Origin of the sequence: Streptomyces sp. MZ04 (assembly GCF_004684775.1) — a bacterium.
GTDB lineage: Bacteria > Actinomycetota > Actinomycetes > Streptomycetales > Streptomycetaceae > Streptomyces.
In genome coordinates, this window is sequence record NZ_SRIC01000084.1 from 12,628 (window position 1) to 28,976 (window position 16,349).

13 protein-coding genes are annotated in these 16,349 nt (G+C 71.6%); 6 read left to right on the plus strand and 7 right to left on the minus strand.

The features are described 5' to 3' along the window. Window positions 1-112: 112 nt before the first annotated feature. From E2651_RS19270 to E2651_RS19285, 4 genes are all read right to left on the minus strand, one after another. Window positions 113-4,579, minus strand: coding sequence for an FtsK/SpoIIIE domain-containing protein (locus E2651_RS19270; RefSeq protein WP_135332415.1), 4,467 nt, complete (start codon window positions 4,577-4,579; stop codon window positions 113-115). Between the two features lie 36 nt (window positions 4,580-4,615). Beyond that, the gene (locus E2651_RS19275) at window positions 4,616-5,065 is read right to left on the minus strand and encodes a hypothetical protein (RefSeq protein WP_135332416.1); all 450 of its coding nucleotides are present in this window, start codon (window positions 5,063-5,065) and stop codon (window positions 4,616-4,618) included. A 99-nt stretch (window positions 5,066-5,164) separates the two neighbouring features. Continuing rightward, window positions 5,165-6,889, minus strand: a complete 1,725-nt coding sequence (locus E2651_RS19280; protein ID WP_135332426.1) for a serine/threonine-protein kinase — start codon at window positions 6,887-6,889, stop codon at window positions 5,165-5,167. Window positions 6,890-7,009: 120 nt separating this feature from the next. Further along, the gene (locus tag E2651_RS19285) at window positions 7,010-7,867 is read right to left on the minus strand and encodes a menaquinone biosynthesis protein (RefSeq protein WP_135332427.1); all 858 of its coding nucleotides are present in this window, start codon (window positions 7,865-7,867) and stop codon (window positions 7,010-7,012) included. Window positions 7,868-8,226: 359 nt separating this feature from the next. Here E2651_RS19285 and E2651_RS19290 point away from each other — a divergent pair, with 359 nt between their 5' ends. Next, on the plus strand, window positions 8,227-8,430 hold the full coding sequence (locus E2651_RS19290) for a cold-shock protein (protein ID WP_006138897.1): 204 nt from the start codon (window positions 8,227-8,229) through the stop codon (window positions 8,428-8,430). Window positions 8,431-8,726: 296 nt separating this feature from the next. On the opposite strand, the gene E2651_RS19295 is transcribed toward E2651_RS19290, so the two are convergent. Continuing rightward, the gene (locus E2651_RS19295; RefSeq protein ID WP_135332417.1) at window positions 8,727-9,305 is read right to left on the minus strand and encodes an XRE family transcriptional regulator; all 579 of its coding nucleotides are present in this window, start codon (window positions 9,303-9,305) and stop codon (window positions 8,727-8,729) included. A gap of 87 nt (window positions 9,306-9,392) precedes the next feature. On the opposite strand from E2651_RS19295, the gene E2651_RS19300 reads away from it, so the two are divergent. The 5 genes from E2651_RS19300 to E2651_RS19320 all read left to right on the plus strand — a co-directional run bounded on the left by E2651_RS19300 (window position 9,393) and on the right by E2651_RS19320 (window position 12,826). Then, window positions 9,393-10,160, plus strand: a complete 768-nt coding sequence (locus E2651_RS19300) for an AzlC family ABC transporter permease (protein WP_135332418.1) — start codon at window positions 9,393-9,395, stop codon at window positions 10,158-10,160. Further along, window positions 10,157-10,471: an AzlD domain-containing protein gene (locus E2651_RS19305; protein ID WP_135332419.1), complete on the plus strand. Its 315-nt coding sequence runs from the start codon at window positions 10,157-10,159 to the stop codon at window positions 10,469-10,471. The genes E2651_RS19300 and E2651_RS19305 overlap by 4 nt, the downstream gene beginning before the upstream one ends. 180 nt (window positions 10,472-10,651) lie before the next feature. Then, window positions 10,652-11,200, plus strand: coding sequence for a hypothetical protein (locus E2651_RS19310; RefSeq protein ID WP_135332420.1), 549 nt, complete (start codon window positions 10,652-10,654; stop codon window positions 11,198-11,200). Window positions 11,201-11,246: 46 nt separating this feature from the next. Then, window positions 11,247-11,618 carry a hypothetical protein gene (locus tag E2651_RS19315; protein WP_135332421.1) on the plus strand — a complete coding sequence of 124 codons (372 nt, stop codon included), beginning with the start codon at window positions 11,247-11,249 and terminating at the stop codon, window positions 11,616-11,618. A gap of 104 nt (window positions 11,619-11,722) precedes the next feature. Next, entirely contained in the window at window positions 11,723-12,826 is a 1,104-nt protein-coding gene (locus E2651_RS19320; RefSeq protein ID WP_135332422.1) for an AraC family transcriptional regulator, read from the plus strand. On the opposite strand, the gene E2651_RS19325 is transcribed toward E2651_RS19320, so the two are convergent. Continuing rightward, window positions 12,709-15,405, minus strand: coding sequence for a tetratricopeptide repeat protein (locus E2651_RS19325; RefSeq protein WP_135332423.1), 2,697 nt, complete (start codon window positions 15,403-15,405; stop codon window positions 12,709-12,711). The genes E2651_RS19320 and E2651_RS19325 overlap by 118 nt on opposite strands. Before the next feature lie 53 nt (window positions 15,406-15,458). Continuing rightward, on the minus strand, window positions 15,459-16,004 hold the full coding sequence (locus E2651_RS19330; protein WP_135332424.1) for a hypothetical protein: 546 nt from the start codon (window positions 16,002-16,004) through the stop codon (window positions 15,459-15,461). Window positions 16,005-16,349 lie beyond the last annotated feature (345 nt).

A 16,349-nucleotide genomic window follows, 5' to 3' on the forward strand; every position in this document is an offset into this window, starting at 1 on the left:
AATGCATTCGGGCCGGGCAGCTCCAAAGCTGTCCGGCCCGAATGCATTTTGCTATGCCCCCAGAGGCAAGCCAGGGGCAAGGGTGCCGCCCAAGCCCAAGCCCAAGCGGGGCTCAGTCCGGCAGCACCGCCTGAGCCGGCATCACTTCCCCGCCCTGGACGAACAGTCCACGCCCGGTCGGCCCCCCGGTGGCGCTGTTCGACGTGATGCGAATGTTGAACATCTCGCCGTCCGCCGACCCCTGCGGCGACAGGAGCAGGCCGTTCCGCGACTTCCGCGCCTGCACGACAGAGCCGCGGTACTGCGAGGACAGCGTGTCCACCGCACCCGCCATGATCACTCCGAGGCCGCCGTCCATGCCACGGCGGATCTCCTCCTCCAGGGCCTCGTCCAGCGAGGTGTCATAGATCAACTCGGCGTCGTCCACCACGATCACGTACGGACCGCGTGCGCTCTGCGTCAGCGCCTCCAGCTCGTCACTCGAACTCTCGGCGTTGAGCGAGCCCAACACGCCGGCCTCCGAGGCGAATTCACGCAAGGGCGATCGCCTCGGCGTCACGAGGATGACCTCGGTGCCCCGCTGCAGCAGCGACATCGTCGCCGCCACCAGCGTGCTGGAGCGGCCGGACTTCGGCGGTCCGGAGATGACGAAGCCGGGGCCGGACTCCTCCAAGTCCATGCCGAGCGGCGACAGTTCGTCGCCGCCCGCCGCGAAGAGCGCCCACAGGGACGACGGCGGGGCGAAGTCGGGCTGGAGGGCCATGGCCTCCGAGGCCTTGATGCGGGCCGGGAGCACGTCGACACGGATCGGGCGCTGCTCGACGGACGGGCGGGGCCAGGCCTGGGCCGCCGTCCGGGCGATCTCCTGGAGCGCCGCCACCTGCGCCTGACCGTTCGGGTTCTCGGCGAGGAGCGCGATCTGGCTCTCCTGGACACCCTCGTCGGTGCCCTTGAGGGCGCGGCCCGACGGGACTTCCTTGGGTACGTCCTTCGGCATGATGCCCGCGAACGAGTAGTCCTGTGAGTCTGCGAGCCGCAGCACGAGGCGCTCGGCGAAGGAGCTGGCGACGTCACCCATGAGGCCGCTGCGGTCCACTCCGAGGACGACCTTGACACCGACCGCGGCGCCCTCACGGAAAAGCCGTTTCGCCGACTCGACCAGGCGGCCGTAGTCGTAGTTCTCGAAGGCGAGCCTGAACGCGTCCCAGCCGTCGAACAGGACCACCATCCACGGCAGCCGATCCTCCGGGTCGGCCCCCGCGCGCTGCTCGGCCGCGCTGGACTGGCCCTTCTCGGCGAGCAGGAGCTGACGTCGTCCGACCTCGTCGAGGAGTCGGCCGAGGAGCCGGTCGACGCGCGCCGTCTGGTCACGGGTCACCACGGCGCCGCAGTGCGGAAGGGTGGTGAGCGGCAGCAGCGCGTTGGCGCCGCAGTCGATGCCGTAGATGTGGACGTCACTGGGGCTGGTGTTCTGCGCGACCGCGCCCGCGATCGTACGAAGGGCCGTGGAACGGCCGGATCGCGGGCCGCCCGCGATCATCAGGTGCTCGCCGTCGGCCAGGTCGAGCGCGAGCGCGGCCCGTGCCTGCTCGGCCGGGAGGTCGGTGAGGCCGAAGGCGATCGGGCGGACCGTGTCGGCGCCGACGGGTGCCGGTGGCAGCTCGGGGAGTTCCGTGAGCTGCACCTGGTCGGTGATGGGCGGCAGCCAGGGGCTGCGGGGTGTGGCACAGCCGAGCTGCTTCGCGCCGTCGGCGATCGCGTCCACGAGGACGGCGAGGTCGGTGACCATCGTGCCGTCGTCACCGTCGTCCGCTGCCGCGCGGGGCGGCGGATGCCCGTACGACGTCCAGTTCAGCAGGTTCACGCTGACCTGCGGTGCCGTGTCAAGGCCGGGGCGGCGGCCACCGATGCGGGCCGTTTGCACGCCGACGAGTGACTGGGCGCCGGAACGGACGTAACAACGACCCGGTGTGGCCTTGGAGATGTTGCCGGAGTCGGCGGCGTCGATGACGTCGCGGGATTCCTCGCCGTTGGTGACGCGCAGCGCGATGCGGAGGTTGGTGTTGGCGCGGATGTCCGCGCTGACGACACCCGCGGGACGCTGGGTGGCGAGCATCAGGTGCACGCCGAGGGAGCGGCCTCGCCGGGCGATGTCGACGAGGCCCGCGATGAAGTCCGGGAGCTCGGCGACCAGCGAGGCGAACTCGTCGATGACGAGCATGAGCCGCGGCATGGGCTCCAGTTCGGGGCGGAGCCTGCGGGCGTCGTTGTAGTCCTCGATGTCCTTGGTCTCGGCCTCGAAGAGGATCGTCTCGCGGCGGTGGAGCTCCGCGGCGAGCGAGGCGAGGGCGCGCTCCGTCAGGTGCGCGTCGAGGTCGCTGACCATGCCGACGGTGTGCGGGAGCCGCGAACAGTCCAGGAAGGCGGAGCCGCCCTTGTAGTCGATGAGGACGAAGTTCAGGGCGTCCGGGGTGTTGCCGACCGCGAGCGACGTGATGATCGTCTGCAGCAGCTCCGACTTGCCGGCACCGGTGGTACCGGCGATCAGGGCGTGCGGCCCGTCGCGCCGGATGTCCAGGACGAACGGTCCGTCGGCGGCGATGCCGATCGGCGCCGCCGTGGTCGATCCGCCGCGCTGCCAGATCCGGGCGATGTCCGCGCCGGTCGGGTTCGGCATCTCTATGAGGTTGAGCAGCCGGGCGGCCGTGGGCAGCGCGCTGTCGGCATCGTCGCGGCTCACATCGCGTACGGGGGCGAGGGCGCGGGAGACGCGTTCGCACCAGGCGGTGGAGACCTGGTCGGCGAGGACGTGGCCGACCGCCTCGTATCCGTAACCCCGCAGGTGAACGCGGGTCGGCGAGTCCGGTGTCCAGCAGACGGCGGTGCGGCACTCCTCGGGCAGCAGCCGCTCGTCGTCGTCCACGCACAGCGCGAAGATCCCGACCGCCGGGCCTTCCTGGAGCAGTTGCGGGACGCCGGGCACCCGGCGAAGGAGGCGCGCGCCGTCGAGGATGAGCAGCACCTGCGAGTCGGGGCGCATCGCGTTGAAGCCGCCGTGCTCCTTGGCCATCGCCTGGCGGCGCTGGAGGTCGTTGAGGAGCTCGGTGACGCGGCGGGAGATGGACTCGCCGTCGGTGCCCAGCAATGCGACGCAGTTCTGGCCCTGTTGAGGGCTGGTGTGCGGGAGCCACTGGGTCCAGCTCCAGTGTTCCTCGGCGTCCGGTGCGGAGGAGAGGACGACGAGGGAGAGGTCACGCGGGCTGTGCAGGACCGCGGCCTGGGCGGCCAGCCACCGGGTCGTGGAGACCGCGCGCGGCCGGTCGCCCGCGATGCCGACGACGCCGAGCTCGGCGAAGGGCAGCGTCAGCGGAACGTTGGTGACGACCGGGGGCTTGGGCTCCTCCCCCTCCTCCACGGTGGCGCCGCGGCCGAAGGCCAGGTCGATCTCGGCAGGCAGGTCACCGAAGCCCACCCGCAGCTGCATCGCGTCCAGGTCGGTGATCCGCCGCTCCCACAGCCGGCGGCGCGGTCCGGTGGCGAACAGGAGCAACTGGCCGGGGTCCGGGAACGCCTCGCGGCGGCGACGCTGATCGACCTCGCCGAGCCGCTCCACCTCGGCCTCGTGGTCGGCCATCGCCTTCTTGTACTCCTTGAGCGCGGCTCCGTACTTCTTCTTGCCGTGCCGCCGGTCGCTGAACCACTGGCCGAGCATCATGACCGGCGACATCAGACAGAAGAGGAGGAAGTAGACCGACTTCATCATGAAGTACATGCCCACGCCGAAGAAGAGCGGCAGGAGCATCGAGAGCAGCTGGAAGCGGTGCGCCTCGTCCTTCTTCGGCTCCACGGGCACGAGCAGGCGGGGGTTGGCACGCGGCGAGGTCAGCCGGGGCGGCCGGTTGTAGGCGAGGCCGCCCTCGCCCGCAGGTGAGAGGTGAGCGTCGGGCGCCCCGACCTCGGAGAGGCTGAACAGGGATTCGCCGGACTTGAGGAGCATGCCGGGCTCCCACTCCTGCGGCCCTGACATCTGCTCGTCGTCGAGCGCGAGGACAGCCCCGTCGAAGGGGGCGATCTCGATCCGCCCCTTCATGTCGACGGTGACCCGCGCGGCCATCTGCGCGAGGTAGGAGTCCTCGACGGCGAGCGTGGCGGTGGGCGCGGAGCCGATCGTGCTGACGCCCGTGGAGAGCCTGGCCACCCGGCCGGCCCCCGGGCCGCCGCTGACCGTGACCTCGTACCGGCCTATGGGCTCGCCGTTCGTCATGAACGGCCCCACTGAGTCGTCGGTGGTGAGGCGCACCCCGTCCCGCAGCGTCTTGCCGACCGGCGCATCCGGTTCGCAGCGCATGCCGTCGACCCACAGCAGCCCGGACCCGGCAGCCGCCGGCTGTTGCCATCCGGGGGCGCGTCCGGGCGACGGCGTCACCACGCCAGGGATCTCGAACGGCATGGCGCTGCCCCGCCCGTTCAACCGCTCCACCGCCGCGGCCACTTCCGCCGCGGTCGTACCGTCGTCGATGTTGATCAACGCTTCCTGTGGCGCGGCTCCCTCCCGGACCACGGTCGCCCGCACTCGCATCGGTACGTGCCCCTCCCGCTCAGCTCTTGTGTGTCGTCAGGTGTTCGATACTTCCTCGACCGCAACCCCCGGGGCAAACACACCCAGAGCCTCGGCAAGACGCCCCCGGTCCAGCGTCCACAGATTGATGTGCCTGCTCGCCAAGAAGACCTCGTGGTCCACGTGGGGTGCGAGACGGCCGGTCTGCTCCCGGCTCAGTCCGGAATTGGCTCCGGGAAGCCGCGGTGCGCCCACCCTGCGGCGCAGGCCCACATAGTTCATGGGCGAGAGCCCCGCGGTGCTCTGCTGCCACAAGACCACTGCCTCGATGTCCTGCCAGGGCACGAATGCGGTCTGCCGTGCGTACTTCGCAGGTGCACCGCCCAGGGTCACCCCCTGGTCGTCGACCCGGAAGGCGACGAGGCGGCGCGTCGCGGCACCGCTCAGGAGCTGGACGGGCGTCCAGGTGTACCGGGCTTCGTACGCCGGGGAGTGATCTGCAGGCATGAGCGGATCGTAATCCTTAACACGGACTGGCAGGTGCGATCGTTGCTGACGAATACAGTAACGACACCCCCAGAGGCCTCCCCTCTCAGGCCGCGGCCTTCACTCCACCCGCGACATCCGCGCTTCCGGATTCCCCGACTCCGCGTTCTCCGACAGATAGCGCAGGTCGTCGCCGACCGGCCGCAGTCGCACCGTGTGCGCGTTCTTCGTGCACTGGGCCGCGCCGTCCGCCCGCCCCTTGCCCCGGGCCACGATCTCCTTGGCCGACACCGACTTCAGGACGAGGTCCACGGCGCAGGTGCCGCCCAGTTGGTCGGTCTGGGTCATGACCGCGAAGCGTTCGCCGACCTTGCCCTGCTCGACCTCGACCCTGAACGTGCCCATCGGGACGGCCCCGCTGGCCGCCACCGCCTGGCCTTCCCAGGTGCCGAGGTAGGAGGCGGGGACCTTGCCGCCGCCCTGGTCCGCGCCGTCGCCGGGCTGCTGACTCGCGGTCGCGTTCGGGGGCTGCCTGCCCGCGTCGCTCGACTTCTCGCCGTCCCCGGGAAGCAGTCCCAGTACGAAGACGGAGCCGACCGTCACCGCGGCGAGCGCGCCCGCGACGCCGAGGACGAGCGTGCAACTGACCTTGCGGCCCTTGCCGTCGACGCCGTTGGGCGCGGAAGCCGCGGCCACCGAGACGCTGACCCGGCCGGGCGGCCGGGAGGGCCCTGACGTCTGTGTGGGGACGTACGCGGGAGGAGTCGGGGCGGCGACGGGCGCGTACGAGGCGTCCGCCGGGCCGAACGCGCCGCTGCCCTGCGGCACTTCATGCCCCCCGGCCCGAGCGTCGCCCCCCGCGGCCGAGCCCACCGTCGACGGCGGTCCGCCCGCCATCGAGGTCCCGAACGGCACAGGACCGGACGGCTGTTCCGCGATCCCCGCCCCGTCCGTGTCCAGGTCGAGGATCCGCACCGCGCTCCGGCTGACCCGCTCCACCAGCGGACCCGGCAGCCACCCGGCCGCCACCAGCGTGTCCGCACCCGAGGGCGCCAGGCGCCGCGCGATCTCCTGCGGGGCAGGCCGCGCACCGGCGTCCTTGGCGAGGCACTCGCGCGCGAGGTCACGCAAATCGCCCTCGAGGCCGTCCAGTTCAGGCTCTTCGTGTACGACCTTGTAGAGGAGGGATGCGGAGGAGTCGCCGGGGAACGGCGAGGCCCCCGTCGCCGCGTACACCAGCACCGCGCCCAGCGAGAAGACGTCCGCCGCCCCGGCGACACCCTTGCCGAGGATCTGCTCCGGCGACATGTAGCCGGGCGAACCGATGGAGACGCCGGTCGAGGTGAGCGAGGCCGTGCCGTCCGTCGCCCGCGCGATGCCGAAGTCGATCAAGCGCGGGCCGTCCATCGTGAGCAGCACGTTCGACGGCTTCACATCACGGTGCACGAGCCCCAGTCCGTGTACGTGCGCCAGCGCCTCGGCGAGGCCCGCGACCAGTACGCGTACGGAATGGGCGGGCAGCGGAGCGAGATCGCGCACCGCCTCCGCCAGCGAGGGGCCCGCCGCATACCCCGTGGCCACCCACGGAACGGCCGCCTCCGGATCGGCGTCCAGGACCGGCGCGGTCCAGTCGCCGCCGACCCGCCGCGCGGCGTCCACCTCGCGCCGGAAGCGGGCGCGGAACTCCTCGTCGAGCGCGAAGTGCGGATGGACGACCTTCACGGCGACGGTGCGGCCGCCCGCGCTGCGCCCCAGATAGACCCGGCCCATGCCGCCCGAGCCCAGCCGGCCGAGCAGCCGGTAGGGCCCGATGACGGTCGGTTCGCCGGGATCGAGCGGGTGCATGACGAAGGCCTCCCCCAGACGGTGCCGCGCGGCCGCGGCCACTGGGACCGCGGGCATGTGTCCGCAGCTCAGCGTAGTCCGCGGGCATGCCCGGAAGTCCAGGCATGCCCCAGCCGTGACCTACCTCGGTTCGAGCAACTCCACCCGTACGTCCGCGGGGAAGCCCGTCGTCTCCCCCACCCGGCGCGCGAATTCCGCCACGCCTTCGAGCTGCGCGCTGCCGAACCGGAAGTCCAGCGTCGTGAAGTACCGCTCGAGGACCCCCGCGTCGAAGGTCTCCCAGCGCGCCGCCTGCTCGGAGACCTTGCCGACCTCCTCCAGCGAGAGGTCACGCGAGGCCAGGAACGCCTTGTGCACCTCGCGCACCACGACGGGTTCCCGCTCGGCGTACTCGCGCCGCGCCGCCCAGACCGCGAAGACGAACGGAAGCCCCGTCCAGTCCTTCCACATCTGACCCAGGTCATAGACGTCCAGGCCGAGCCGCGGCCCGTCGATCAGATTGGCCCGCAGCGCCGCGTCCCCGATGAGTACGGCGGCGTCCGCCTCCTGCATCATCAGCCCGAGGTCGGGCGGGCACGTGTAGTAATCGGGACGTACGCCGTAGCGCTCGGCGAGCAGCAGCTGCGCCAGGCGCACTGAGGTGCGCGAGGTCGAGCCGAGCGCGACCCGGGCGCCGTCCAGCTGGTCGAGCGGCACCTGCGAGACGATCACGCAGGACATGACGGGGCCGTCGCAGCCGACCGCGAGGTCGGGGAAGGCGACCAGGTCGTCGGCGTTCCGCAGGAACTCGACCAGGGTCACGGGCGCGATGTCGAGATCGCCCCGCACCAGCTGCTCGCTGAGCTTTTCCGGGGTGTCCTTCGTGAGCTCGAAGTCGAGGAGCGTTCCGGTCCGCGCGAGTCCCCAGTAGAGGGGCAGGCAGTTCAGGAACTGGATGTGACCGACGCGCGGCCGGGGCGTGCGGCGGGGGCTGGGCAGCTGATCGGCGCCCGCACCCGCGAGGGTGTCAACGGGAGAATTGTCCACATCGGGGAGGCTAGCCCCCTTGCTGTACCGTGCAGAAAGCGGGGCCGGAACGCGCCTTTGTCAACCCCTTCGGACCTGGTCCGTCAACCCCTCTGGGGGGTCCGTCAAACCTCCGAGTGACGTGATCTTGCCCCCTATTGCTTTCGGCTGCCTGCGTGCTAAGCTCGCCGCAAGTTGCAGTTTGGTTTCCCTTGCAGTACAGAGCCTGCGGAGCATGTGACCCGCAGGCTCTCGTCGTTTTCAGACTTATGCAGTTGTTTCAACAATCGCAGGTTCTGGAGCAGGGCAACCCTTTGGCCCAAGGAGGGCTTATGGCTACCGGAACCGTGAAGTGGTTCAACGCCGAAAAGGGCTTTGGATTCATCGCCCAGGAAGGCGGAGGCCCCGACGTCTTCGTCCACTACTCCGCGATCAACGCGAACGGCTTCCGCTCCCTTGAGGAGAACCAGGCCGTGAGCTTCGACGTCACGCAGGGCCCGAAGGGTCCGCAGGCGGAGAACGTCACCCCCATGTAGTGGGGCGCCCCATTCGAATGGGGCGTGTGACAGTTCCGGTGACTTGATCCGGACATGGATAGCAGTACCCAAGGGGCCCTGCCCTCACCTTTGTGGTGAGGCGCGGGGCCCCTGCCTTTTCCTGGCGTGGGCGCCTTGAGCGGTGGGGGAGCGTTTCATTCTGCGGGTACTTTGTGGTTGCTCGCGCAGTTCCCCGCGCCCCTTACGGGGCGCTTCGGATCCGCCGCCGCACAGGAGCGCCCCGAAGGGGCGCGGGGAACTGCGCGATCAGCCACGAAGCACCCGCAGGGGGTCTCCTAGCTGTGCTGCATCACCAGTACGAACGTCGTCCCCGGCTCCAGCGCCTCGTACAGATGTGGAACATCCCCCCGGTACGACATGTAATCCCCGGCACCCAGCTCCACCGTCTCTCCCTGAGGCCCCGCCAGCAGCCGCCCCGTACTGACGACCAGATGCTCCACCGAGCCCGGGATGTGCGCGTCGGACTCCCGCGCGGACCCCGGCTCCATCGCCCCGTGGTAGATGTCGCGCCGCACCCCGGCCGGTCCCGGCGACAGCAACGTCCCCGCGTACGACGCCTGTTCGGCATGCATGGTCGGGCCCTCCCCCGCACGGATCACCGTGACTGCGGGCGCGGGTGACTCCACCAGCACGCTGAACGGCACCCCTAGCGCCACGGCGAGCGCCCACAGCGTCTCGATCCCCGGGTTGCCGGTGGCCGCCTCCAGCTGCGAAAGCGTCGACTTCGCGATCCCGGCGCGCTTGGCCAGCTCGGAGAGGGAGATCCCCGCCTTGGTCCGCTCCCGGCGCAGCGCGGCCGCGACCCATTCACGAGGCAGCCGGGATCGGGCGGCGTCGCCCTTGCCGTCAGTCATGCCGTACCGCCCTCTCTCACGCGTTCGCTGTAGGGGACCATTCGTTCGGCTTGACGAACGACACCCGTCCCGCCCATCCTACGACGCATGCGTTCGCCACACCGAACAGACAGCCCACCCGACCGAACGGACGAGGGTTTCGTCCGGCTCTCCCACCTCCCCCGCGGCGTCCTGCGCGACATCGCCCTCGTCTGGCTCGCCGACGCCGTCGTCGGCGTCTCCTTCGGCGCGATCGCCGTCGCCGGCGGGCTTCCGGTCTGGGTGCCGGTGCTGATGTCGCTGCTCGTGTACGCGGGCTCCGCCCAGTTCAGCGCGGTCGGGATCCTCGCGGCGGGCGGCGGCCCCGTGGCCGCGGCGGCGACCGGCCTTCTGCTCAACTCCCGTACGGCGGCGTTCAGCCTGGCCGTGGCCGACAGCCTGGGACGGTCCTGGGCCGCGCGGCTCATAGGCGCGCATCTGATCACCGACGAGACGGCGGCGTTCGTCCTCGCGCAGCCCGACCAGAAGCGGCGCAAGGCGGCGTTCTGGATATCCGGGGTCGGCCTGTTCGCCGTATGGAACGTCAGTGTTCTCGGCGGCGCGCTCGCCGGTTCCGCGATCGGCGACACCGCACGCTTCGGGCTCGACGCCGCGTTCCCCGCCGTCCTGCTCGCCCTGGTGCTGCCCGCGCTGCGGGGCGACAGCAAGACGCGGCGGGCGGCGGCCGCCGGTGCGGTGATCGCGGTCGCCGCGACGCCGCTGCTTCCCGCCGGGGTGCCGGTGCTGCTCGCCCTGCTCGGACTGCTCGCCGCCCGGCGCGGACCGAGCCGCCCCGCCCGTTCCACCCGTGACACCACTCCGAGGAGCGCCTCGTGAACGCCCAACTCGCCTGCGTCCTCGCCCTCGCCGCCGGAACGTATGTCTTCCGCCTGGCAGGTCCGCTTCTCCACGGTCGGGTCGAACTCCCCGCCCGCATGCAGGAGTTGCTGACCGTCGGCGCGACGGTCCTGCTCGTCGCGCTCCTCGCCACCGGCGCGCTCACCGAGGGGCACGGTCTCGCCGGATGGGCCCGCCCGCTCGGCGTCCTGGTCGGCGGCGTACTGGCCTGGCGCAAGGCGCCGTTCGCCGTGGTCGTGATCGGCGCGGCGGCGACCACCGCCCTACTGCGTCTTGCGGGTGTGCAGTGACCCGGCGACTGGGCGTTCAGTGACCCGGCGGTAAGGCTCTGAAGATCCTCAAAAACCTTGTCGCCCGCACCCCTTGGGCACCAGTATCCCTCCCAAGCCCGCCGCCTCACCGCCCCTGACCAGGGCGGATCCATCCGGCATGGGCTCATCGCGACGCGATGAACAAAAAGGGGAACACACATGTCCATATCGAGAAACGTGCTGCGCACCGCCGCGCTGTCCGTCACCGCGGCCCTCGCACTCGCCGCGGCCGGACCGATCGCCTCCGCCACCGAGGCCGCCCATGCCCGCGCCGCCGAACGCCAGGCTGCGGCGGGCGTGCCGGCCTCCGTCGCCGAGGACTCGGGCGCGCCGCAGATCGTCGAGGAGGGCCTGGACGAGCGACTGGGGGCGCTTCCCCAGAACCCGACGACCCAGCAGCTCGTCGAGGCGATGTACCCGGGCGACGAGGCGGCACAGCAGGCGGCCCTCGCCAAGCTGGAGCCGCAGGGCGTGCAGCTGCGCAGCGGCTGGGACACCGCCTGGAAGGTGACCAAGTGCGTGGGCTCGATCGGCGCGTTCATCGCTGGCAACGCGCTCCTGGTGACCAAGGCCACCAAGTTCGGCGGCGTGCTCAAGGGTGCGAAGCTCATCGTCCAGGCCGGCAACAAGGAGGAGCGGATCAAGCTCCTCATCGGCATCTTCGGCGAGGTCACCGGCATTTCCACCATCGCCACGGCCTGCGGCTGAGCCGCGTCGTGACACGCTGCCCGAGATATGTGAGGAGGCCTTGACCATGGAGACCGCCTTCAAGGCATCGTTCATGCTCGCCGTGGTCGCCGAGGTCGTCCTGGTGGCCGTCCTGGTCTTCCAGGTCGCCCGCAAGGAGCGGCACGGCGGCACATCACCCCTGGTGTTCACCGGGGGCGACGCGATGGCCGCGGCCGCGCTGTTCGGCGGCACGATGACGCTGACGGCACTGCTGTCGGACGGCTGGAGCGGCCTTTCGTCGTCCGACACCCTGCTGTACGCCGTGACGTTCGGCATCGTCACGGCCGGTTTCGCGGCGTTCCTGCGCCGCGGGGAGAGGGGACGGCCCGAGTACGGCCGCATCGCCTTCCTGCTGCCGGTCGGATTCGGGGTGCTCGCGGGCCTGGCGGGCGTCTGAGACGCAGGGGCAACCGGTGGGCGGGGAGGTGCACATCCCCGCCCACCACGCTTCATCCCCGTCCACCGCGCTTCATCCCCCGCCCGACGGGGGATGGGAACCCCATGCCCAGGCGGACCATCACCGTGCACCATGTGCGCTCCGTGCTCCGCGGCGCCGAGCGGCGCGGCGTGGACACCGTCCCGCTGCTGCGCACCGCGCAGATCCCACCGCTCCTCCTCGGCGACGACCTGGCCCGCGTCACCGAGCTCCAGTTCGCCCGTCTCTTCCGGGAGTTGTACCGCGCGACCGGCGACGAGTTCCTGGGCCTCGGCTCGGCCGTCAGCAGGCCCGGCACGTTCGCGATGATGTGCCACGCCGCCCTCGGCTGCCACGACCTCGGTACGGCGATGCGGCGGGGCGTCACCTTCTACGGCCTGTTTCCCGGCGGCCCCGATCTCACCCTGGAGCACCACGGCACCAGCGGCGCGGCCGTCTTCGCCGTACGCAACGATCTGGAGCACGACCACTTCCTCGCCGAGTGCCTCGTCATCATCTGGCACCGCCTGTGCAGCTGGCTGATCGGCCGCCGCATCCCGCTCCACTGGGCGGAGTTCGGGCATCCGCCGCCCCCGCACAAGAACGAGTACGGCACCCTCTTCGGCTGCCCCGTCCGCTTCGGCGCGGCCCGCACCGGCGCCGGGTTCGACGCGCGCTGGCTGGCCGCCCCGCTGATCAGGGACGAGGCGGCGCTCGACGAGATGCTGCACCGGGCGCCGTTCGACCTCCTGTCGCGGCGCGAGTACGGGACGACGGTCGCCGAACAGGTGCGCCGCGCCCTCGCCCGCGCACTGCGCTCCTCTCCCCGTCTCCCCTCGCTCGGCGAGATCGCGGACCGCCTCGCGGTGAGCCCGGCGACGCTGCGGCGCCACCTCGCCCGGGAGTCCACCTCGTACCAACGGCTGAAGGACGGCGTGCGGCGCGACGCGGCGATCGCGGGGCTCACGGAGGGCCGCGAGCCGATAGCCGACCTCGCCGCGCGCCTCGGCTTCTCCGAGGACACCGCCTTCCACCGGGCGTTCCGGCGGTGGACGGGGACGACGCCGAGGGCCTATCGGGAGTGCTCCGAGTCCGGCGGCTCCGCCGTCGCCCCCCACCGGTGCGAGTACGCCACATGCGACTGCTCCAGCTGCCCCTGCGCCTCCAGCGCGTCCCCCAACTCCTCGTAGGTGAGATCCACATCGCGCAGATATGAGGCACGCTGCCCGGCGGGCTCGGGGAAGTTCAGGAGCTCTCCGGTGATCCGGCGAAGCACGGCCGAGGCCTCGCCCAGGTCCCCCATCGCGACCAGGCAGTTCGCGAGGGCGTTCATGGTGGCGACCAACTCGGCGGGACTGTCGCCGCGTTGTCGGTAGGAGATGGCCTGTTGGTAGTGCTCGACGGCCTCCTTGAGGTCCCCGGCGCTGCGGTAGGTGGACGCGATGTCGTGCAGGATGCCGCCGTAGACGCCCGGGGATTCCTCGGGGCTCGTCAGGCCTCTGGCCTCCTCGAAGCAGGCGAGGGCCTGCGCGTACCAGACGGTGCGCGGGCCCATGTCCGGGTGGGCGTGCCGGAATTGCGGGCTTCCGCCGCCGAGGTGCTGCCGGCCCCGGTCCACGAGACCGCCCGCGAGCACCGCGGCGGTGGCCAGCGTCTCGGCGTGGTCGGGGCCGAGCACGCACCGCAGATCGGCGAGGACCTGCCGGTACGCGATGACCGATCCGGCCGTGTCCCCCGCCACGCCCCACGTGTAGCCGAGGCTCCGGCGGGTGGTGAGGGTGTCGAGGTGGTCGGCGCCGAGGACGCGGTCCATGTCGGGGACGAGCAGCTCGAAGGTGTCGAGGGCGGTGGTCACGTCGCCGGAGTCCCGTTGCCAGTAGGCGAGTTCGCGGCGGGTGCCGAGGGTCTCCGCGTGGTCGGGCCCGAGCACCCGCACCCGGTCGGCGAGCAGGTGCCGGTAGGCGGCGACGGCCCCGGACTTGTCCCCCTCCTCGCCCCGGTAGAGCGCGAGGTTGTGGCGGGCCCTGAAGAGATCGGGGTGGTCGCGGCCGAGGACGCGCTCGCGGTCGACGATGAGCTGATCGAGCGCGGCGATGGCCCCTGCCGTGTCGCCCGCGTCGCCCCACCACAGGGCCAGTGAGCCCCGGGTGTCGAGGGTTTCGGGGTGGTCGTCGCCGAGCACCCACTGACGGACCACGAGCACCTGCTCCAGGCTGGCGAGGGCGCCCGCCACATCCCCGACGAGGCCGTGCGCGTGGGCGAGTTCGTGGCGGGCCCGCAGGGTGTCGCGGTCGTAGTCGCCGAGCACCCGCTCGCAGTCGACCAGCGCTTCCTCGAGGCCGGTGAGCGCCTCGTCCGGATAGCCCGCCATCCCCCGCAGATCGGCCAGTTGGAGCCGGATGCGCAGGGTGTGGCGGTGGTCGGGTCCGAGCCGGTCGTGGGCGAGCCGTCCCAGGGTGCGGAAGTAGCCGAGGGCGGCCGTGACCTGGCCGCTCTCCTGGACGCTGTCCCCGGCGAGGAAGAGCACGGGGTGGACGCCGTTCTGCCACAGGGCGAGCTCGGCCACCCTGCGTACGGCATCCGTGTTCGCGCGAAGCACCTGGGCGAGCGCGGTGTCGCGTTCGACGTCAGGCCAGGCGGCGACCAGCGCGTCGGCGGCCGCGACGGAGGTCTCGGCGAGGGCGGTGCGCGCCAAGGACTCACGGAAGGTGCGCTGGATGAGCTGGTGGACGCGGACGGCCTGGTGCGGGACGCCGGGGGTGTAGTCGATCAGGCTCATCCGGTGCAGGGCACGCAGCGCTCCGACGGCGTCCTCCTCGCTGACGGGCCCCGGCACGGCTGTGGTGCGGTGTGCGGCGAGATGGGCGAGGGCGGGCGGGCCGGTGAGGGCGGCCGCAGGGATGCCGTTGGGGTCGAGCACCGCGATGAGGGCGAGCATGGGGCGCGCGAGCCCGCGTGGCCGCATGGCGTCGGCACGCTCGGCGGACAGCGACCAGGTGGCGGCCACGGTGACGGTCTGCGTGTCGGGCAGCATGCCGCGCTCGGGAATCAGCCGCTCCAACTCACGTGTACGTACCGACAGTTGCCGCCGATATTCGGCGCAGCTCACATCAGTGGCCTCGAGGAGATAGGCGGCGGCCTGGGAGAGCGCGAGCGGCAGATCCCCGAGGTCCGCGGCGAGCAGGGCCACGCAGTCGAGCGGGTCGCGCCCCGACCCGAGCACCTGGCTCAGATAGTGAACGGACTCCTGCCTCTTGAAGAGCCCGACGGCGACGCTCCTGCGCCCGTGCCCGGTCAGCACCGCGTCCCTTCTCCGCGTAGTGATCAGGGTCCTGCCCCGCGGGCTGGCCGGCGGCCACAGACCACCGCGCTGCAAGGCCGGGTCGGCGAGCAGGTCGACGGGGTCGGTGAGGTCGTCCAGGACGACGAGCCAGCTGGGGCCGCCCGCCGGGCGCGGTTCGAGCCAGGCGAGGAAACGGGCCGCGGCCTTCTCGGAGTCCGGCAGGTTCAGGCCGAGCCACTCCTCGGCGGCGCGGGCGTACGCGGCGACGATGGCCTCGCGGTTCACCGCGGTGACCCACAGGAGCAGGTCGATCTCGCCGCTGTCCCGCAGGTCGCGTGCGTACCGGGCGGCGAGCTGGGTCTTGCCGACGCCTCCGGTCCCCGCGAGCACCTGACCGAGCACGGCCGTCCCCCCGTCGGCCATCTCCCGGGCGAGCCGCCCGCCGACGGCCCGCCCCTGGAAGCAGTGCGCTTCCTGGGGCAGCACGCCGACGAGGTGCGGCCACTCCCGAGGGGGTGGGCTTGCCGCAGCCGGTCCGTTCAGCCCTGGGACGGAGCCGGCGGGGTAGGGCCTCCCGGAGCCGCGCCTCCCGGCACGGGGCCTCCCGGCACGGGGCCTCCCGGCAAGGGGCTACCCGGCCACATCCCTCCGTACATCTTCTCGATGTTGACGGTGGTGCCATGGCTCTCATACGTCCCCACCACGGACGTCGCGCCGGGCCCCGAGACCGAGATCTGCCCAACGCCAGGCACCGCACGCCCCTCGATCAGGGCCTGCAACTGCGCCACCGCCTCCCGGCGCCGGGCGTCGTCCAGGGACTCCAGAACCACCTCGAAACGCGTACGCCACGAGGTCTCTTCCTCGATGCGGGCCCGCAGGGCTCCCTCCCCACCCCCTGCGGCAACGGTCAGCGCCACCGCCGTCTGATCGAGCCGCGCCAGCTCCGCCCGCTCCCGCTCCTCGTCCCCCCGCCCGAACCACCGGGCCACCGCCTGCCGGATCCCGGCCCACGCGTCCGTGCCCGCGGCCCGCGCGACGGCGAGGCCGCCCGCAGCGGCCAGTGCTGTCATCGTGCTGTCGAGCATCCCCCACACCTCCATACGCCCGAAGGCTCCCCCTGTGGCTCCCCGGCTCCCCCTGTGGCTCCCCCTGTGAACGTAGCGCCGGAACAGCGGGAGAGACACAGAGTCAACAAAGCTGAGCGGTCCCGTCAGCGCGAAACCGCCTCGCGCGTCACTACGGTCGACGCCTGCACGGCGTACGAGGGGTCAACACCCCGTCCGCTGACGGCAGTTGTGACCCCATCGAGCACAACTGAGGACAGTTGGGAGAGCCGCATGCACATACGTACCGGCGCGAGAGCCCTCGCCGTGGTGGCCGCGCTCGGCCTGTCGACCATCACCCCCGGCACGGCGCAGGCCGCCCCGGCG